This window comes from Gracilibacillus orientalis, from assembly GCF_900114645.1.
Taxonomy (GTDB): Bacteria; Bacillota; Bacilli; order Bacillales; family Amphibacillaceae; genus Gracilibacillus; species Gracilibacillus orientalis.
Window position 1 is genome coordinate 256,548 of record NZ_FOTR01000003.1, and the last position, 22,006, is coordinate 278,553.

The following is a 22,006-nucleotide window of genomic DNA, read 5'->3' on the forward strand; positions in this document are numbered from 1 at the left end:
TGCTTCTTATTTATATTATGACCGATTATTTAAAAGAATAAAAGGTGTGCCATTAATGCTGCAACAGGCAACGTTACAATCGTTCTTTGTAAAAAGATAATAAATAATTGGAAAAGCGAAATTGGAATTTTTGATTTTAATAACAGAATACCAATTTCCGACATGTAAATTAATTGTGCTAGCGACATAACCCCAATCACAAAACGGGTTAATTCGGATTCAATACCACTACCGATTACAGCAGGCAAGAACATGTCCGCAAAACCAACAATCATTGCAGGGGCAGCAGCTTGCGCCTCAGGAATCTGCAATAATTCTAAGAATGGGATAAACGGATAGGATAAATAATCAAAAATAGGTGTCTTCTCTGCAATAATAAGTGAAATGGTACCAAGTGCCATGACTAATGGAATTAAAGCAAACCAAATATCAACCACATTAAGTACGCCACTTTTGACAACACCACGATAACTTTTTACTTGATCCGCTTTTTCTACCGCTTTTTGCACACCCCATTTAAAACTAGATACACCTTCTGGCACAGCTTCATTTATTTGTTTACCTGCTGCTTCATAGTAGGTATCCTTCTTTAAGGATAAAGGCGGGATTCGCGGTACAATAACGGCCGCAACAACCCCAGCAACAACTACGGTAATATAAAATTGGACAAACATATGATCAATACTTAAAAATCTAGCAATTACCAAGCTAAATGCAATCGATGCAATAGAGAAGTTGGTTGCTACGACTGCTGCTTCTCGTTTCGTATAATAACCTGATTGATATTGTTGTGTGGTTAATAATACACCTACTGTTCCGCTTCCCATCCATGATGCTAAGGCATCAATCGAAGAACGGCCTGGAAGCTTAAATAAAGGCTGCATGATTTTTCGTACGATGGTACCGATAAAATCCATTAAACCAAACTGTAATAACAGTGGCATAAAGAGACATGCAAAAAGAAACCACACCATTAAAACGGGAATTAGATCATATAATACCGTTCCACCAGTTGCCATCGACCAAATAAATTCAGGTCCGATCTCTGTTAACGTAAGAACCGCAAAGATAGCACCTAAGAAACGCATTACGATCCATAATGGTGGAATGTTTAATAAACTATCTATAAAGGGACTATTTTTGATAAAAGGTAAGTCTATTATTTTTTCGACTAAACTACCAATAGCTGCTAGACAAATGATAACTGTCATGATTAACGGAATATATTCTGCTAGTAGTGCTTGCAGACCATCCGCTAACACACCTAATCCAATTGTCACCCTACCATCTACTGAAATTGGGATAAGGAATAATAGCACCCCAATCAGAGATGGTAACCAAAATTTTGTATATTGACTTGCTGTAAATTTATTTTGTTCTGAATTCATGATGTTCTCTCCAATTTTCTTTGTTGATTCTATTATTTTTTTGAGCAAGTATAATATATCATTTTCATGTATATTTATGCAACGTTTTTTTTATCGATCAGGTCCTATTTTCTGTTCTTATAAATGACCCTTTTGTGTATTTACATGGTTTTGTATCCACGCTTTTATTTTAATATTGAATTAAGATTGCATAATACGATCTTTAACAAGCAACTTTGTGGTTGCTTATACTTGCTATATGAATTGGGACAAAGACGCTATATTCAAAGCGCTGGCGACTCGACGCCCTTATATTAGACGAACTATCCGAACGCAATGAGCTGACGTTGTATGAACTTACGGCACGTCTCATTATGAAGCACGACCTATCCATTTCGCGACAGGCAATTGCTAAACATCTTACTACATTGGAAGATGCAGGGCTCGTAAAATTGGTGGATAACACTAGTTTCTCCCGAGGAGCAAAAAGGTACCGAGCTTTTACTTGAACCGAATAACCATCCTGTCGCTAAAGAGTATCAAGAGAAGTTATTTGCTGAAGGCATCCCAGTTACAATGTTTGGGATTGCAGATATTCACGCAGAATACAAACGATTAATGGATAAAGGCGTGAGGTTTACTATGGAACCGACAAAAATGGGCGAAGTCACAATAGCTGTCTTCGACGATACATGTGGAAACCTTATTCAGATAATGCAACAGTAACTTCATGTTAATCCTGTCCTATTTTTAGGATGGGGTTATACATTTATAAGGCCAAAATTAATTCTGATTGTTGTCACTCTACAATCGAATTGCATCATTGTAAATATATTCATTTAAATTAACAAAGCAGTAATGTGGAATAAGATACCGTATGTCTGTAATTCGTAGTAGACTTTTACTATGCAACAAGTGTATTTATTTTATCTATAAAACCTAAAAAAGACCACTTCTATCTAAAGTGGCCTTTTCCTGAAAGTAAATTAATAGTTAGACTTGTAACTTCTAAATGTATGACCTCTCCATAAAATGAAAAGAGCAATTATTAATCCAACAATAGAAAAGGACAGAATGACTAATTGAATATCAAATCCTCTAGAAACGAGTAGAGTTACAGTTGCATAGGCAAGCGGATCAAACCCGTTCATGGCTAAAAAGACTATACTCATGACCCTTCCTATAATGCGGGGATCAGTATCTTCTTGTGCTGAAGCGAAAAATGGGATGGATACAAATATCATGGTAAATCCAATTAAGAACGCTAACGCTGTTAAAATATACAAATTAGGAATTTGACTAAAAGCTACAGCTACTATTAATGTCGCAATTAATCCTGCAATCGATGTTAATCCCCTACGGCGCATTTTGATCATACCGATAATTGCTGTGCTTATTAGCATCCCAACCCCTAAAGCAGCCTCAATGTAACTAAGATTAATGGGTGTCCCTCCATAAGTTTCCACTAAAATGGGGATTGCAATGGATATTGCTCCGAAGGCAAAAAAGTTTAACGTTATTAAAATTAAGATACCTGTAATTAAAAATTTACTTGCTTTTACATAGGAAAGTCCCTCTACGAAATCTTTAAATGGTGTTTGTTTTATTGTATTGACTACTGGACCTTCTTTTAAGAAAGGTGGGAACAAAAAAAAGGCGGATAACAGAACAATTATAGCTGAGACTAAATAACCTGCTGTTACGCCACCGATTTCCATGACACTCCCAGAGATAATAGGTCCAATAACAAAGCCAATTTGACCTAACCCTTGAATAATAGCATTTGCTTGTTTTATTTGGTTTTTTTGTACTATTTTCGGGATTAATGATGTTCCAGCTGGTCCAGAAAATGCATCTAATGTTCCAAAAATGGACCCCAAAATAATCAGGTACAGAAATGTTAATTGATTTGCATTGTGCAATAAAAATATGATAACTAGCAGAACTCCTTGGATTGAACTCGTACTGAACATTATTGTCGTCTTCTTGAATTTATCAGCAATAACCCCTCCAAATGCCATCATAAGAATACGTGGCACAGTAATGGCAATAAGAATAATGCCCAATGAACTAGCAGAATTTAAATCAGAGATGACAAACCAAGTTGTTGTCATAAAAAACATACTAAACCCTATTAGCGCCAAAAAGCCACCGATAAACAGAAATATGAAAGTACGATTCCGAAATAATGATTGTTGTTCCATAGATAACCATCCCCTCAAACTTATTATAGAACCAATCATAATTTGTGACGTAATGTCGTAAGCAAACATTTTCTACTAAAAAATAGCCTGTTTTAAATTCGTTAATTTATATTATTAAAACGTTTAACAAATGTATTGATTGTGACCTTACGTAACAGTTTATAATTCAGGAAGGAGGTGTTAACATGGAAATGACAATTGGTCAGTTTGCAAAATTAGTAGGTTCAACGGTAAGAACACTGAGATACTACGATAAAATGGAGTTACTTACCCCCAAAAAATTAAATAAAAGTGGTCGAAAAGTATATACACGATTAGACTGGGAACTTTTTCAACAAATAATGATTTTAAAACATTTTGGTTTATCATTAAAAGAAATAAAAGAACAATTGACTAATCAAAAGTTTAAAAATCGAGAGTTGTTACAGGTACAGAAACAGTTAATTGAAAAAAAGCAAGCGGAATTAAATGATAAGTTAGAAGTAATTACGAGAATGGAGAGACTGTACAACATTGAAGGTATTTCTGAGGAAGAATTAAATGAATTTGCTTTTATTATGCTTGATTTATTTAGGAGGGAAAAATCACAAATTCAAATATTGGAAGAACATTTTATAGATGACAAGGAGATCTTGAAAGAAATAAAATTGCTTCATGATCCTGAATACAAGGAGAAAATGGATAGAGAGGTATGGTATTTAATTCAAGCGATTAGAAGTGTTATTCATTATAATGATTCTACCAGCAGCAAAAAAGTACAAAAAATTCTAAACGAAATGAATAACCTATTCCCAGCGAGTAGAAACCTTTTAAATCTTGTGGATGATGATTATTTTTTAGCTAAGTACAATCATGAGTTTACTAATTATTTTCCTGAAAGCATAGCTAACTATATTTATAAAGAATTGAAAACATATTATGATGAGAACGATAATAATGAATAGGATAAGACAGTACTGAAAAGCAAATGATTTTCAAGAGCCTTTGTTCCAATAACTAAGCTAATGTTGAGTAAGAAAGACGAAAAACAATAGATCAAAACTACTACGCATTCAAATGATAGCTTTGTTTGCTAACTTTGTGAAAGAATATGCGTAAAGTAACAAGGGCGTTTCTTCAATAACGAAGAAGAGCTTTTTATTATGATTACAATTAGTTGGTTACATATTGTATTAATGTAAATTTTAATAGAACGCTTGGATTTAGTATTGAACTGCACCCCAATTGTTGGACACAATCTAACAATTGGAAGAGCAGTTTTTTATAAGTTAATTGTACTGTTATTTGTGGTGCTACCAGTCTTTTTATTAAATAATCCAGCACCCTTATACCGAAACCTTTATCTTTTCCTGTTCCTCTGACTGCACTAACCCTTTGTATACTTTTCCTTTTTCCAGCAGTTCTGCGTGTGTTCCTCGCTCTACTAACTGTCCATGATCTAATACAAAAATACAACCGGCATTCTTAATCGTGGATAACCGATGTGCAATGATAATCGTTGATTTACCTTTCCGATATTGATCGAGATTGTCTTGGATTTCTTTTTCAGTTATCAAGTCAAGCGCAGATGTTGCCTCGTCCAGAATCAACATTTCTGGATCTCTAATTAAAGCTCTAGCTATGGCAATCCTTTGTCTTTGTCCACCAGATAAAGTGATCCCTCTTTCACCAATAACTGTCTCATATCCATCAGGAAGTGAGAGAATATAGTCATTAATAGAAGCAATTTGACATACTCGAAATACTTCTTCATCGCTAACATTTTCCATCCCCATTAAAATATTGCTCTTCACTGTATCAGGGTAAAGATAAGGCTCTTGAAAAACAATAGCTACTCGGCTGGCCCAGTCTGCACGATCTATATCAGAAAGGGAGCTACCATTGACCATAATATCTCCTGTTGACGAATCATTAAAACGAATAAGAAGTTGTGCAATCGTAGACTTGCCACCGCCACTAGCACCTACTATCGCTACTTTATTACCAATTGGTATATCCATACTCAAATTGCGGAGAATATCGTTGCTCTCCCTGTCATATCTAAAATGTACGTTATGTAATTGAAGTGTTTCTATCTTTTCGTTAATTCTCTTTGTTCCATTTTTCCATGTTGGCCCGTCCATCACACTGCGTACACGGTCAAGACTTGCCATTTTACCGGAAAACTCCATTACCATATTAAACAAATTTTGGAATGTTGAAACAAGCTGATTACTAAACTGATACAAAATAACAAATAAACCAATCGACATTTGTCCTTGTAACACCAAATATCCTCCATAACCCAATATAAATATCGTGATTCCCCATCTAATCGGTTCACTGCTTATTAATTGCAGATTGACGAGTTTGCCTTCCTTCATTACAGCATCAAAATATTTTTCGAAAAACTTCTCATATATGCGAGTTTCCCACTGCATTCGATGATAAGCAATAACTTCTCTCGTTGATGAAATACCTTCTTCGATATGAACAATTAAGTCTGATCGAGTTTCCTGCACCTGTTTAGCACCGATCTTTAATTTATGGGAAAAATAACGTCCTAACCAGACATAAACACCACAGCAAAGGAGGCTAAATAATAGAATAACAGGGCTATTCATACCGACTATACCAAATAACACTAGAGCTGCTGCTAATTGCTGTAATCCTCTAGGCACATCATTTGCAACCATCCCTCCTACTTTATCAATATCATTTACGACATAGTGTACATACGAACCTGTACGTTCCTTTTGGAGGGATGCAGTAGGAATTTTATACATATAGCGCATAAAATCTTGCACAATATGCTCTGTGAGTGCTGCTTTTGTTTTATGTATCGTATGTGGTCCAAATGTAAACAAAAAGGAATAAGCAATAAAAGCTAAAATCATCAGCACTAACACATCGTATAACTGATCATAATTACTTGCTATCAGCACGTCATCAATTAAAAGTTGTTGCAATCCAATTGTTGCTAGACTTGCATAGGATTCGGCAATCATTAAGATAGTTGCCATAACCAGTAATGCTTTGTTAGGTCGTATATAGGTTGTTAACCATCGTAGATTATTTTTCATTTAAGCACCCTCTAACTTTTGTCCAAGTGATAAGTGATAAAAAGCTCCTTTTTGCCCGATTAATTCATCATAGTTGCCACTTTCCAGTACTCTACCTTTTTCGATTAATACGATATGGTCATAGTGTTGAATAGTCGATAAACGGTGCGCTACTGTAATCGTTGTTCTACCATGCATTAGTCGTTGAAGAGCTGCCTGCACTTCTTTTTCACTAATTGTATCTAAAGAAGCTGTTGCCTCATCTAGTAATATAATAGGCGGGTTTTTAATAAACATTCTGGCAATAGAAATTCGTTGCTTTTGACCACCAGATAACTTCACACCACGTTCTCCAAGTAATGTATCGTAACCATTTGGTAATTCGAGAATAAAATCATGAGCAAAAGCGGCCTTTGCTGCTTCTACTACCTCCGCTTCAGAAGCATCAGGCTTTCCAAATAAAATATTATCTCGAACACTAGCACCAAAAAGATACGTTTCTTGGAAAACAAAGCCGAGGTTTTCTCTTAAATCTCGGAAGCTTAGTTTGTGAATTGGTTGACTATCTAATAGAATCCTTCCTTTTGTTGGATCATAGAATCGGCCTACTAGCTTTAATATCGTAGATTTTCCGTTACCGCTTGCTCCGACTAAAGCGACTTTTTGTCCAGTGTTAATGGACAAGCTGAAATTACTTAGCACACTCGGACCATCTGAATAGTGAAATGACACATCTTGAAATACAATATTACCCGGCACCTTATCAATGGTGGCTGTATGTTCTTCTTCTTGAACTACAGATGGAATGTTTATAAATTTGTATAGCTTTTCTGCCTGATCCATTAAAACCCTTTGCTCTGTAATCGTAGTCACAACCGAAGTAAGGATGTGCATGGTTTGAAAGTAATAGAGAAGAAACGCCACAAAAGCTCCTGTAGACATTGCCCCCGTTAATGAAAGGTGGGAACCAACAATAATAATGGCGACTCCACCTATATAGTAGGACATCCGACGATTGGTACCTCTCCAAAAAGCAAACCAATATGTTTTGATCATCATTTTATTCAATTGTTTATATCTGCTTTTTATATGTGACAGATCCCAATCCTCAGCTGCATTTGCACGTATGTCATTAATGGAAGCAATACTCTCGTAAACTTTTTGATTAAAACGGACACGATCATCTGCCATTATTTTTCCGTACATAGATGCTTTTTTCTCAAGGTAAGGACCAAATATGTAATATAGAAGTAAACTTGGTATTAGGATTAAGCTTAATTTCCAACTAATTGAAACCATCAAGGTGATAGAGATAATAGAAAAAATAAAATTATTAATCATCCATGGCAACAGTTGTCTGTATAGATTTTGTAAGGAGGCAACCTCTGTATTCATGAGAGCTAGGCTTTCTCCCACTGGATGCTTCTCAAAATAAGCAAACCCTAGTTTTCTTAGGTGTGAATAGATGGAAAATTGCATATCTCGTGAGGCTTTTTCTTGTAGAGAACGTTGGGCGATGTTTCGTATTGCTGAAAAAGTAATAATTAGGACAACTAGCATAACGACTAAGCCGATCAACCAAAGAAACGGATTTGTCTGTTGGCTTTCAAGAATGGTATCAATGAAATATTGAATCAGTTTAGGGATAACTAATTGAGATCCGGTGATAACTAATCCACACAATATGAGTAAGATTAATTTCCATTTATAAGGCTTTAAGAAAGACAGCGTCCAGAAATAGACACGTAGTAAAGAATCTGATTTCATTTTTACCTCCTTACATCACTTTTAAAGATATCGCTTACAAAAATATACCAAGAAGATAGAACAATTACAATATATTTTATGTTGCATCTTCGTTAAGAAAATCGTAGTGCGCCCGTTTAGAAACGTAGAGAATGAAGAGAATCAACCCTTTCATACCTAATGTTGTGCTACCAATGGTTCTTACATTATGAAAAAACGCAGAGCGCCCGTATACTCAGGCGTACAGGCTACTTCAATCCAATATTCATAATAAAGATAATCTCAATAATTTCAATTTAGTTTGTTCATTATAAATTTTGGTACTTATCCCTTTCTTAGTTCCAAAATTAAGATATTGGGTTTCATTTTGGTACTTAATCCCGCTTTAAGTATCATATTTAATCGTTTGCTTTCTGGTTTTGGTCCTTAATTGTCTTTTAAGTACTATTTTGATTTTGCGCTCCGATATTTTGCACTTATTTTTTTAGCGGACAATTTAGACTTTCGCCCAAAGGCATAAGGGCGATTCGTGAAGTTGCCTAGTTTTTGGGCGCTTGCGTAAACATACGCACAGATTTTATATTTTCTTGTCTTAACAAATAAAGCTCTTATAACAATGTGTTATAAGAGCTAGACGATTTTGCAAAATTATTTGTTCATTTTACTTAAGAAATCTCCAAGTATATCATCAAGATCTGCTTCTTCTGACTCTACTTCCTCATCCTCAGATTCTCGATTCTCTTTTACAGCTTCCTCCCAATTAATTGAATCTAAATCATCATCCAATGGGTCATGTTCCTTTTCTATCTCATTTACATCCTGTAAGCCAGCTTCTTTAGGCTCTTCTGGTAATTCTTCCTGTAAATACAGAGCTTCATCAATATCAGTAGAACTACTATTAAGTGAGGCTAATAAACCAGTCGCTCTAACCGGGTCATTTAAAAGTTGATATAAGATACTACCTAACAGTGCTTCTGAATGTTCATGTTTAATCCAATTTCGTTGCGCTTTGTTTAAACTGCCAGGAAGAGGAATCGTAATAGTTTCTCTTTCCTTAGAACTTGTTTCATTGATCCCCTTTAACACCAATTCAGCCATTCTGCTTGAAAAATTTCGTCGTTCGGTTTCCTTCAGCCGCTGGATTTCCTTTAAAAGGTAATCAGGCGTGTCTGAAGGAATCCGAAAAGAAATTGTCTGGCCTCTATTGATTTGGTTTGCTGATTTCTTCATATAATCACCTTATGACTTTTTCACTGTCTTTTTCTCTTCCTTCAATTTCTCAGTCTTTTTGGTAAATTCAGATAGCAGTTTATAGTAAGCGTTGGCCATCATCCAAATGCTTTCCTTGTCATCTTCAAAAAATTCAATATTGAAGCCATCTAAATTATTGTTAAGTGTTTTGATATACTCTTTTAAAACATTGGAACCTCCACCAACGAAATAACAAATTTCCGTTTGTGAATTTTTTTGCCAGACGTTTCTTAACAAACGATATTGTTTTTTCGCTAATTCCATCAAAATCCGATCAGTAATGTCATGAACACTTGTCCGACTCCCTTTTACCATGATGTGATTGCGGTCATTATTTCGTGTAATAATTTCGACGACATCACGACGACTGTCCACTTCAACACCATGGTTACTAAAGATTTCCTCACGAATGTTTTCAAGCGACTCGGACACTCCAAGATTAAAGCCTTGTGCTTTATCATCGTCAACAGTACGGTTCTTAATCACTGCAATATCAGTAGACAAACCACCGATATCTTGAATAAGAATCCGTTTATCGATTAGATCCTTATTAATAATTTTCAGGTCATGGTCCATCACTAAGTTAATATAAGCGGCAAAACCTTCGGGATATACCTTAACTTCGTCAAATTTAATATTTACTTTAATCCCTTGATATTTGGGTGTCACTAAAAACTCTACCTGATGAACCGATCCGAGAAGTTTCGAACGGTACCCTGCATCTTTTCCTTCTTTCACTTCACGAAGGGGTAACCCTGTTCCTAATGTGTAATTCGCGTCAATTACGTTGTTAGAGCCAGTTTTATTTGCTTTAGCCGCATCTAATGCAATCGATGCAAAAAGCATAATTAATGTCTGGTCTTCCTGTGACTTACCGCTTCCTGGATCAAGCTCTGTCGAATTGGTTGACTTCGATGCTAAGTGACCAACACGATAAATCGCATTGTTTTCCTGCAGGGCAGGGGAGTGCACGCGAATATGTATGCCTTCCAAAGGATCTTTTTGATCTAATTCCTCAATGCCGATGACCGGGCGATCTTCAATATCTCTGGCAGTAATATTCGGTATGTTGAACTCCTGATCCAACTCTCCAAATATCGCCTTCACTGAATCATTTCCTACATCAACTGCTGCAATTCTTGATTGACTCATTTTTATCATCCTTTGTCATTAAAATCTCTTCTTCTAAAAAGGATATTGCAGATGATAGACTTCATCAATAGCTGACGCCAAAAAAAATACAATTGTAACTTAAATGAAATATTTCGTAACATGTACACAAAACTGTGTGCATTGTTTGCTTTATTGTACACATACTTTTAAATTAACTTGTATACGTTTTTGTATACAAGTAAACGGTTTTGTACACTTTCTGTTTACATTTCGTAAACTTGTGTACTGAAATGTTTACACAAAAGAAAATAGAGGTAATTATCACACTCTACTTCCTTTTTTATCTGACAGTTGCTTAGAAATCTACTGATGATCTAAAATGTACATCTTAGTAAAAGGCAAAGACTTTATAAACAAGAAGTGGTCAGATTGCTTTTTTCAAGAGAACAAATATAGTGAACTATTGATCTAAAAGAAAGCTATCATACTATTCAATTAATATATTCTCTTTTCTTCCAAACGTGTTCTACTAATTTTTAAGTAACTGATATACATGATCAGCAACAAGGGGTAAAGAAAAATAAAAGATGGTTCCTTTCTGCTCTTTACTTTCCACCCATAAGCGACCCTTATGACATAGAATAATTTCTTCGCTAATGGCAAGGCCTAGTCCATTTCCTTTCACTTTACTCTTCGTGTAATGACGGTCAAATACATAGGGGATATCTGATTTCGAAATACCGCTTCCTTCATCTTGAACAGAGAAGATAACTTGATTTGAATCAGAAATAGTTAAGGCTAATTCAATCGTACCTTTATCTGTATGTTTGATTGCATTAGAAACTAAATTCGTCATCACCTGTTCCAAACGGATAACGTCTACTTCTACTAACGGATATTCATTGATTGAATCTGTCTCGAATCGTTGATGAAATTGGAGACCAGCCCGCTGTACCTCTAATGTAAACATATTACAAAAGTGCTCATACAACTGATCGACAGGAATCGCTTCCATCGAAAAATGCATGTTTCCTGATTCCAATTTGGATAAGTCAAATAAATCTTTAATAAGCTTATTCAAACCGCCCATTCTCTTTTTAATGATAGTTAAATATTCCTTTTGTTTTACAGAGTCATCCACTAATCCATCTAATAATGCACCGACATACCCCTGAACTACCGCAACTGGCGACTGGAGGTCATGTGATACATTCGAGAGCAAATGTTTCATTTTTTCTTTGGAATTGGTCAACTGTTGATTGACCTCTGTTAATTGTTGATTCGTTTCATTTAATAATGCTGTACGTTTACTAACCTTTTCTTCCAAATCAGCATAAAGATAGGCATTTGCAATCGATACTGCTGCCTGAGATGTAATTAATGTTAAAAAATTTAATCGCTCATGGGTAAAAACGTGTGTGGACTTATTGTTTTCCATATACAAAATTGCAACCAGTCTATCCTGATTTACAATCGGCAGACACAAGATCGATTTTGCTTGTGTATCTTGAATATAATGATTTTCGGTAAATGGACCTTGTTCTGCTGCGTGATCTAACACAACCGCTTCCCTACTATTCACTACATAATGAACGATCGCTGTTGATAGACGCGAATGTTTCTTTAATGGTTGCAGTTTCTCATATATTTCAACATTGCCATCAATATGATTATAGGATACCAATTCAAGCTTGTTTTCATTAGGTATCAGGAAGGATGCATGCTCTGCACCGGCATAGGTTAAGAATATCTCCATTAATCTGCTAATTAATTTATTTAGTATTACTTCACTTGAGATGACTCTAGCTGCCTCAAAAATTGCTTTGGTATCTAAACTTTCTTTCGTATTAAAGCCAGTTGTAGCACTTTGTTTAATTTGCAACAATAATTCTGGATGCGTTTGCTTTAGATGTTCTGCGATATGCACTGCTCCCCAATTTACATAACCGTTATATGCTTCTGTCATATAGGATTTCGCTGTTTTAGAAAGCTGTTTTGATAAATAATAGGTTGCAGCACAATGATTGGCGATTGCAAAATCTTGAAGAAAACCATTTTCTTCTGCATTTTCTATTGCTTGATGATAATTGCTGACCGCCTCGTTATCATGTCCAGTAAGCTTTTGTTGCTCAGCAAGAATCAGTAAATACTTATGCAGATAGTTAGTCGGAGAGTGTTTAGCCCATTTTTTTAGTTTTTTTAAATTATTCTTTAACTTTCTATAGCCACTTTTTCTTGTTACCTCTTCCTCTTCCATTAGCTTAACTAACCATAACGAATGGTAAAAGAAGTATTCCGGTGCAACAACTAACACTAGTGTGTTATCCACGAGTGGTTCCAACTCCTGCATTAGTGATATTGCTATGGAACGATGATTAAACAAATACGCCAGCTGTAACCGAACGGTCTTATGCATAATAGCCGCGGAGTTATCATCGGTGAACTCGGGAAATTCCCAAGTAGGCTGTTTATCAGGTGAAGAAAGCGCAGCAATCCACCCTAACAACTCGCTTAAGAAATCATCGGAAATGGCATATTCATTTTTTTTAGCAAATGTTAACTGTCTATCGATACCCTCTTTTACCTGTTCCAAGTTATCTCCTTTGATATGTTGCGTCAATCCAATAAATGCACCAGTAGCACCAGCTAAATGCAAATTGCCTGTTTCGATACAAATCTGCTGGGATTTCTCTAAATATTCTAAACTATAACGAATATGCTTGCTCCAATGATTGACAAAAGCTCCAAAAACAAAGTAAACGCGTGCTTGTAATGCAGTATCTCCAGACTTTTTTACATGTTGAATCGCCAGTGTTCCAAATTGATAGCTTGCTTGATAATCACCAAAGCCAGCACTAAGTGTCAATGCGTAGTTGTTATAAACGAGAGCAGATACATCCATATCACCAAATTTTAATATTAAACGAAGTGCTCTGAGCATCAGAATCGTTGCTAAATTTTGATCGACATGATAGGTCGGAGCATTTGAATTAATCAGCGTTCGCATAATTAGTCTTTGATTTTCATCTGCTACAGGTGGAAGTTTTAATAATTCATCACCGCGTTTGTTTCCTAAAGCAATTTTCGTTAAGAGATATTCCTTGGCCACCATCGCTTTATTCGGCTTATCTTTCATTTCAATACCAAATAATCGTAAGCCAGTGAGTCCAGAATTTGTTGCTTGCGTTACTTCGTGAATATGTGTGTACAACGTTATTTTCAGATTGTAAATATACAGCATATCTTGTTTGGTTTTGGCATGTGTCAATGTGTCCTCAAAAATGTCTTCTGCTTCTTCAAAATGTTGGTTAAGGTATAATGACTCTCCATACCCCACCATAACAGTATACGTCTCGTCATAATCGCTTTGCCATTTATCCTGAGGCAATAATTGAAAGGCATTCTTATAAAATGTCAATTCAGATTGGAATGCTGCAGCACGCTTTGCCTTTTCCCCTGCCATGCGATTCCATTTGATTAAATCCTTTTGCTGAACGGGAGTTAGTCGAGATTGACAGAGATTCAAATGGTTCACGATCGAAAATATCTGTTCCTCGATTTCATCCGTTGTATAATGACTAATTAATTGTTCTGCTATCGTTAAATGACTTTGTTCTCGTTCTTCTATAGACATCGACGTATAAAATGCCTGTTGAATTTTATCATGTAAAAACCGATAGCTTGGGGGGTTTTCATTTAAAAGCTGTTCATTCTCATTGGGATAGACCCATTTATAGCGGGCATCCATCGGCAGTATAACCCCTTCTTCTAACCCGTCCCATAATCGATTAGCAGTAGTTACATAGCTTTCTCCAGCAATAGTTGCCAATAATTTAAGATTAAACTGACTGCCAATACAAGCAGCTAGTTGTATAAGTTTCACCGTTTCTGTTGATAACTTATTAATCTGTTTCATAATAAAATCAAGCATGGAATCCGTCATTGGAATCTGTTTCAGTGTGGTAAGGTTGATTTGCCACGTCGCTGTACTTAAATCAAAACTTATCATTTTTTCCTGATTCAATAATTGTAATAATTGAATGATAAAAAAGGGATTCCCTCTGGTAATACGATAAATTAATTCTACTAATGGTTCAGCATCTACCGCTTCAAGAGCAAGGACTTCCTCAATCCATTGTTCGATATGATTCTTTGCTAAGGGGTATATAGGAATAGTAGATACGCCTACTTCCGTATGATTTAGTTGGTTTAAAAATAATTCAAACGGATGACCAACCGATACTTCATTATCACGATAAGCACCGATGATTAATAAATTTCTTCTGTCTGGATTCGTAAGGAGATGTCGCATTAAATCAAGCGTCGCATTATCTGCCCACTGTAAATCATCGATAAACAATACAAGTGGATGATTCTCTGTAGCAAACACTTCAACAAATTTCCTAACCGCTAACATGAAACGGTTATGGACTCCTTGTGGAGGTAACTCTGACCCTTCTACCTGCTTGCCAATCAACCATTCAATTTCAGGAATGAAGTTAGCGATCACCCAAGCATTATTTGCCAATGACAGGTTTAATTTCTCTTTCCAGGTTTGAATACTGTCTGTATCTTCCGTTAAGATTTGCCTTATTAACGATCGAAAGGCTCCAATAATAGGTGCGTAAGGAATATGCTTCTGAAATTGCACAAACTTACCCGTAATAAAATACCCTTGTTTACTTAGTAATGGTTTATGGAGCTTATTGACCAAGGCAGTCTTACCAATGCCTGACGGGCCAGGAAGAAGCACAAGTGATGGTGCACCATGCTGGATATGCTCAAACTTACTAATAAGCTGCTCCAGTTCATTGTTTCTCCCATAAAGCTTATTTGGCTTTTCAAGCATAGGGCTTGCGTCATGTTCTCCTAATGAAAATAATTCTGTGCCATTATTTGCATAAAAAGCATGAGAACATTTTTCTAAATCTTTTTTTAACCCGTATGTACTTTGATACCTTTGTTCAGGCATTTTAGAAAGTAACTTCATAATGATATTGGATATTATTTTAGGAATCGATGGATTTACTTCATGAGGGGGATTTGCTGTTTGTGCAAGATGTGCATGAATAACTTCAACTGGGTCCCTCATTGTAAATGGAACACGACCAGTGACTATTTGATAGAACAGAATACCTAATGAATATAAATCGGTACGGTAATCAATGGGACGATTCATTCTACCCGTTTGCTCTGGTGATACATAGCTAACTTCTTCTATCTGATATGGTGTTATATCGGCTTGTGGCATTTCTTTAGAGAGCATAGTTGATTGCTGAAAGCCTGTTAATTTTATATGATCCGTATTGGGATCATATAAAATATGATCTGGTTGAATCGATTTATGAATAATATTTTTTTGATGAACCGACGCAAGAATCGATGTTAATTTAATGGCGATCTTTAAAAATGTGCTGATATCAAATACCTGATTACTTCTTAACCAGTTTGTTAATGGTTGCCCTTCAAAAAACTCCATCATTAAATAAGGTTGTTCCTTACTTTTTTCCAAGGCAACCGGCTTCAGAACGCCATAAAGATCTGCGTCACATAACGTATAATACTCATGAATTAATTCAGCTTTGGATTGAGGATGTGCTTTATTATGAAGAGTCTTTATCAAAGCTTGTTCATGGTTGAGGCTCGAAACGGCTTTATATAACACCCATGAGTTAGAAGCAATAATCGTTTCAGTTAGTTGATAATTCGACAATTTTTTCATCATCTATCATCCTAATTTTCAAAATTTTAAGTTAATTTTAACCAAATTTTAACTCTTTTTTAAACTCTTTTCTTATACTTTTCATGACGATCAAAAAGGGGGAAATACGTATGTTAGACTCCATGAAACAAAATCACAGTAAAGAACAGGAATTAGATAAGGAATGGTTAATTTTATTGACCATCGCAAAACAAAAAGGAATCACCGTTCAACAAGTGAGAAAATTTTTAAAAGAAAAGAAGATTATCGATTAAGGTGATTCGTAAAATCACTTTGTTCATTCGTTTGTTCTTCGATTCTATTAAATTTATAACCAATCCCGCGCACCGTTTCGATATACTTAGGTTGATTAGAATTTGTGTCTAATTTTTTTCTTAAATTGCTGATATGTACCATAACTGTCCGATAATCTCCTAAACTATTTTCATCCCAGATTAACTCAAACAATTTCTCTACACTAAAAATTCTTTCAGGATTCTGCGCTAACAAACATAGGATTTGAAACTCCTTTGCTGATAAATGTAATGTTTGATTATTTAATTTTACAACAGCACTGTCAAGATTAATTACTAATCCGGGGTATTCAATCATACTAGATTTTTTTTCAGAGATTCCATTTTGTTTGTTTTGTTGGGACAGCTTCCTATACCGGCGTAAATGTGCCTTTATTTTAGCTATTAATACTGGTGAACTGGTCGTTTTTTCAATAAAATCATCTCCGCCAACACCCAGCCCCAAAATTTTATCCATATCATCTTGTTTGGAACTTAGGAAAATAATAGGTATATCTATTATTTTTTTTATTTCCTGACAAAGCTCGAAGCCGTCCAACCTAGGCATTATTACATCTAAAATGATTAAATCTGGTGATTCCTTCTCTACCATTGTTAACGCAGCTACTCCATCTTCTGCCGCCAAAACTTGATAGCCATTTTCTTTTAAGTATAATTCTAGTATTGTACGCATATCCGCATCATCATCAACTATTAAAATTTTTTCGCTAGCCAACGCCTTTCCCCCTTTCTTAAACTTTCATCCGCGCGTTAATACTTTTTTCTCAACAATTGGGTATATACTTAACGTTACTTTTGGGTAATATAAACTATCTTCAAATGTGGTACTTTTATATTAGTATACCAAAGGTTTTACACAGGACAACAATAAGAAATATATTTTTTTCCAATATTTCGATTATATATTGGGAGAATTCTACTAACTAGTTAAACACCTAACTAGAAAAGATATTTAATTTCTAAAGTAAAACCTTTAACTTTTGTGGTTAAAGGTTTACTAGTAACAAGCTAAAATGATAGATGGAAAGGAGGTTAATCACAAATTTGTAAGCGTTTTATAATTTGGAGCTAATTTTATTTATGGAGGAATACAAAATATGAACAGGCATTTTAAAAGAATTATTTCATTATTTCTTATAGCGATTTTGGTCATTCCATCAGGCTGGATTACACCGGCTAAAGAAGCAGCAACGAACGAAGATATGCCAGTTCTTCTGTATCATCGAGTTGTTGAAAATCCTTCCAATCAATGGACAGACACCAGTATTGAAAACTTTGAACAGACCATGAAGTATCTCCATGACAATGGATATAACACTTTATCCGCAGAACAATATGTCAGTATCATGGAAGGAACGGAAACAGCTCCTGAAAATCCTATTCTATTAACCTTTGATGATGCTACTCCTGATTTTATCACCAATGCGCTCCCTGTCTTAGAAAAGTATGACATGCATGCTGTTCAATTTGTGATCACCGATTGGATTGGTACTGATTACAGTATGTCAGAAGAACAGCTGAAAAATTTAGCAGACCATCCAAATGTCAGTCTGCAAAATCACTCCAACACACACAGCGATGAAACTTGGGGAAATGATGGCAGTCAGAGAAGTGAAATAACAAAAGAACAAGCTGAGGAAGAAATTACTCAAGCTAATACGTATTTAAGTGATATTACAGGTGAAAACCCCATTCTCATGGCTTATCCTTATGGCAGCTACAATGATGCGGCAAAAGAGGTAAACAAAGAAAATGGAATCCAATACGCATTTAAGGTTGGAACACCTGACGAAGACGAATATGCTATGAGTCGTCATTATGTAGTAATGGACACGACGCTAGAAGATATTGCAGGATGGATCGGCGGTCCAGTACCCGATCCTGAAACAGAAACAGAAGACGAATCAGAGGCGAATACTGTTTATCATGAAACCTTTGAAGATGGATTAGGTGTTGTAACACAAGCAGGGAACGCACAATTGGATCCTGTTTCTGAAATCGTATTTGAAGGTAATGAAGATGGAAATGCGATCCATGTAAGCGAGAGAAGCAATAACTGGGATGGGGTTAACCTTCCATTCAGCAACGTCGGCATGGAAGATGGAAAAACCTATACAATTACCATTACAGGTTATGTAGATGACAATGTAACGATTCCAGAAGGGTCTCAAGCATTGCTTCAAAATGTTGACAGCTATAACGGACTGTATGCAGCTGCTGAATTAGTGGAGGGGCAATCTTTTACTTTATCTGGAGAATATACCGTTAATACAAGTGAAGACAATGCTTTACGAATCCAATCTAATGATGACGGGCAAACTATTCCATTCTATATCGGGGGTATTCTCATTATCGAAGAGAGGGCTTCAGAAGACGATGATGAAGAAGAACAAGAGGAGCCAAGACAACCTGCTGAAGATTTCACTACCATTACATTTGAAGACCAAACAACAGGTGGGTTTGAACCTAGAGGTGATTCGGAAACACTTACTGTAACCGATGAAGAAAATCATACAGAAAATGGTTCTCATGCTTTAAAAGTGGCGGAAAGATCAGAGAATTGGCATGGACCATCATTGCGTGTCGAGCAATATGTCGACCAAGGGCAAGAATATAAAATTTCTGCACGGGTTAAGCTGATCTCATCGGAAAGTTCACAGCTTCAGCTATCAACACAGGTCGGTGAAGGTGACAGTGCTAATTACAATAACCTGCAAGGAAAAACGATTAGTACGGAAGATGGCTGGGTACAACTCGAAGGAACGTATCGTTACAGTAGTGTGGGTGGCGAATATTTAGCCATTTATGTAGAAAGTTCAAATAATAGTACGGCTTCTTTCTATATTGATGATGTAACTTTTGAGCCTACCGATTCGGGAGAAGTTGAAATCGAGAAAGATTTGACTCCAATAAAAGATGTGTATGCAGACTATTTTTTAATTGGAAATGCAGTCTCCAATGCCGAATTTGAAGGTACCAGACTGGAGCTTCTTAACATGCATCACAACCTTGTGACAGCGGAGAATGCGATGAAACCAGGTTATGCATATAATGATGACAGAGAATTTGATTTTACTGCCGAAGATGCACTTGTCGAACAAGCTTCAAAGCAAGGGTTACAATTACATGGCCACGTACTAGTTTGGCACCAACAGTCAGATGAATGGCTACATTCTGATGAAAATGGTAATCCTTTAAGTCGGGAAGAAGCGCTTGAAAACTTGCGAAACCATGTTAAAACAACAATAGAGCATTTCGGGCCAAATGTGATTTCCTGGGATGTGGTCAATGAAGCGATGATTGATAACCCGCCAAATCCAGCTGATTGGAAAGCATCCTTACGTCAATCAGGCTGGTACCAAGCTATCGGACCTGATTACGTAGAACAGTCCTTCCGTGCAGCAAAAGAGGTAATAGATGAAAACGGCTGGGATATTAGCCTTTATTATAATGATTACAATGATGATAATCAGAACAAAGCAGAAGCCATGTATCAAATGGTAAAAGAAATTAATGAGAACTACGCAACAGATAATGATGGTGAACTGTTAGTTGACGGTATCGGCATGCAAGGACACTATAATTTAAACACCAATCCTGAAAATGTAAGACGATCCATGGAGAAGTTTATCTCTCTTGGTGTGGAAGTTGGTGTAACAGAGCTTGATATTACAGCTGGTAGCGATAATGAACTTACGGAGCAGCAAGCAAATGCGCAAGGTTATTTATATGCCCAATTGTTCCAGCTTTATAAAGAACATGCTGACCATATCTCTCGTGTAACATTCTGGGGTCTGAATGATGCGACGAGCTGGCGAGCAGAGCAAAGCCCATTATTGTTTAATAAAGACTTGCAAGCGAAACCGGCTTACAATGCTGTAATCGACCCTGATACATTTATAGAAGAACACGAACTTGAGGAGACAGAAGCAAATCATTCTACAGCTTCGTTCGGGACTCCGGAAATCGATGGAGCAATAGATAATGTTTGGAGCGATGTGCCAGCATTACCGATTAACCGTTATCAGATGGCTTGGCAAGGAGCAGACGGAACAGCCAAGGCTCTGTGGGATGACGAAAACCTTTATGTCTTGATTCAGGTAAGTGACTCTAATCTTGACGATACCAACGAAAATGCATGGGAACAGGATTCCATTGAAGTCTTTGTCGATGAAAATAATGGAAAAACAGCTTCCTATCAAGACGATGATGGACAATACAGAGTGAATTTTAATAATGAAACGTCCTTCAACCCTGAAAGCATTGCTGATGGATTCGATTCAGCCACTCATGTTTCAGATAATGGTTACACTGTAGAAGTGAAGATTCCATTTAAAACCATTACTCCAGAAGATGGCACAGAAATTGGCTTTGACGTACAAATTAATGATGCAAAAGATGGTGCCCGTGAAAGTGCTGCAACATGGAACGACACAACTGGCGCTGGCTATCAGGATACATCCGTATTTGGTATTTTAACACTTGAAGGTTCAGCAGACTCAACACCTGAACCGGAAGAACCTCAACCTGAAGATCCAGATTCCAAAGAACCAACACCTGAAAAACCAAAACAAGTCGTAACAAAACCAGTAGTGAAAAATAAACAAGCAACTATGAAAGATGATGACATCGATAAATTAGAAAAAGAAGACGAATTAGTCATTAATCTAAGAAATCATGACTCTTCCATCACCGTTTCATTTACTAGCGATCAAGTGAAACAGTTGAAGCAGCAAAACGCTACAATCACGATTAATATGAAAGATGTTAGCATTCAATTGCCTGCATCCGTATTTTCAAATGGGAATCAAGCGGTAGATATTGAAATTCAAAAAATGAAAGATATGGATGGGGCTTTAAGTGCTGTCTATGACTTTATCATTATGCAAGGTGACAAAGAAATCCGTCAGTTTGATTCGAAAGTTGCCCTTTCATTTAAAGTCGATAAAGATAAAGTAAAAGATTCTAACAATGTAAAATTGTTCTACTGGAATCCGGATGCGGAGACATGGGAACTCATCGGTGGAGAATACCAAAATGGGGTTGTTACAGCCGAAACTGGCCATTTCAGCACATTTGCGGTATTTGAGACAGAAAAAGTGGAAGAATCCAAGGCAGATCCAGTAAATCATGTTGATGAAGAAAATAAATTGCCTGATACAGCAACAAGTACATTCAATTATTTACTAGCAGGATTAATGATACTACTTATTGGTGCTGTCTTCCTCCTACTTATTAAAAGAAAAAAGTCTAGCTTGCTGTAACGTAA

General features: G+C 36.2%; 11 protein-coding genes and 2 pseudogenes. 5 read left to right on the plus strand and 8 right to left on the minus strand.

From position 1 onward, the window contains the following. Nucleotides 1-29 precede the first annotated feature (29 nt). The gene (locus BM121_RS07265; protein ID WP_091482821.1) at nucleotides 30-1,388 is read right to left on the minus strand and encodes a YjiH family protein; all 1,359 of its coding nucleotides are present in this window, start codon (nucleotides 1,386-1,388) and stop codon (nucleotides 30-32) included. 238 nt (nucleotides 1,389-1,626) lie between these two features. Between BM121_RS07265 and BM121_RS21765 the strand changes: the two are divergent. Together BM121_RS21765 and BM121_RS21770 are read left to right on the plus strand one after the other, a co-directional pair. After that, nucleotides 1,627-1,876, plus strand: a pseudogene (locus BM121_RS21765) (ArsR/SmtB family transcription factor). Beyond that, nucleotides 1,824-2,093, plus strand: a pseudogene (locus tag BM121_RS21770) (VOC family protein); the annotation flags it as partial. The pseudogenes BM121_RS21765 and BM121_RS21770, both read left to right, overlap by 53 nt. A gap of 260 nt (nucleotides 2,094-2,353) precedes the next feature. Here BM121_RS21770 and BM121_RS07275 read toward each other — a convergent pair. Beyond that, the gene (locus BM121_RS07275) at nucleotides 2,354-3,571 is read right to left on the minus strand and encodes an MFS transporter (RefSeq protein WP_091482823.1); all 1,218 of its coding nucleotides are present in this window, start codon (nucleotides 3,569-3,571) and stop codon (nucleotides 2,354-2,356) included. Nucleotides 3,572-3,756: 185 nt separating this feature from the next. Here BM121_RS07275 and BM121_RS07280 point away from each other — a divergent pair, with 185 nt between their 5' ends. Continuing rightward, nucleotides 3,757-4,515 (plus strand): MerR family transcriptional regulator, encoded by a 759-nt coding sequence (locus tag BM121_RS07280; RefSeq protein WP_091482825.1) that lies wholly within the window; start codon nucleotides 3,757-3,759, stop codon nucleotides 4,513-4,515. A 381-nt stretch (nucleotides 4,516-4,896) separates the two neighbouring features. Here BM121_RS07280 and BM121_RS07285 read toward each other — a convergent pair whose 3' ends face one another. The 5 genes from BM121_RS07285 to BM121_RS07305 all read right to left on the minus strand — a co-directional run bounded on the left by BM121_RS07285 (nucleotide 4,897) and on the right by BM121_RS07305 (nucleotide 16,444). Next, on the minus strand, nucleotides 4,897-6,633 hold the full coding sequence (locus BM121_RS07285; RefSeq protein WP_091482827.1) for an ABC transporter ATP-binding protein: 1,737 nt from the start codon (nucleotides 6,631-6,633) through the stop codon (nucleotides 4,897-4,899). Beyond that, the gene (locus BM121_RS07290; protein ID WP_091482829.1) at nucleotides 6,634-8,379 is read right to left on the minus strand and encodes an ABC transporter ATP-binding protein; all 1,746 of its coding nucleotides are present in this window, start codon (nucleotides 8,377-8,379) and stop codon (nucleotides 6,634-6,636) included. A 627-nt stretch (nucleotides 8,380-9,006) separates the two neighbouring features. Next, nucleotides 9,007-9,588: a hypothetical protein gene (locus BM121_RS07295; protein ID WP_091482831.1), complete on the minus strand. Its 582-nt coding sequence runs from the start codon at nucleotides 9,586-9,588 to the stop codon at nucleotides 9,007-9,009. A gap of 9 nt (nucleotides 9,589-9,597) precedes the next feature. Then, the gene (locus BM121_RS07300; protein ID WP_091482833.1) at nucleotides 9,598-10,761 is read right to left on the minus strand and encodes a ParM/StbA family protein; all 1,164 of its coding nucleotides are present in this window, start codon (nucleotides 10,759-10,761) and stop codon (nucleotides 9,598-9,600) included. Between the two features lie 490 nt (nucleotides 10,762-11,251). Next, nucleotides 11,252-16,444 carry an ATP-binding sensor histidine kinase gene (locus BM121_RS07305; RefSeq protein ID WP_175495358.1) on the minus strand — a complete coding sequence of 1,731 codons (5,193 nt, stop codon included), beginning with the start codon at nucleotides 16,442-16,444 and terminating at the stop codon, nucleotides 11,252-11,254. Nucleotides 16,445-16,554: 110 nt separating this feature from the next. Here BM121_RS07305 and sinI point away from each other — a divergent pair, with 110 nt between their 5' ends. Then, nucleotides 16,555-16,698 carry a DNA-binding anti-repressor SinI gene (sinI, locus tag BM121_RS21775; protein ID WP_139220253.1) on the plus strand — a complete coding sequence of 48 codons (144 nt, stop codon included), beginning with the start codon at nucleotides 16,555-16,557 and terminating at the stop codon, nucleotides 16,696-16,698. Here sinI and BM121_RS07310 read toward each other — a convergent pair. Then, nucleotides 16,688-17,452, minus strand: a complete 765-nt coding sequence (locus tag BM121_RS07310; protein WP_091482837.1) for a response regulator transcription factor — start codon at nucleotides 17,450-17,452, stop codon at nucleotides 16,688-16,690. The genes sinI and BM121_RS07310 overlap by 11 nt on opposite strands. A 382-nt stretch (nucleotides 17,453-17,834) precedes the next feature. Here BM121_RS07310 and BM121_RS07315 point away from each other — a divergent pair, with 382 nt between their 5' ends. Beyond that, nucleotides 17,835-22,001: an endo-1,4-beta-xylanase gene (locus BM121_RS07315; RefSeq protein ID WP_091482838.1), complete on the plus strand. Its 4,167-nt coding sequence runs from the start codon at nucleotides 17,835-17,837 to the stop codon at nucleotides 21,999-22,001. Nucleotides 22,002-22,006: the final 5 nt, after the last annotated feature.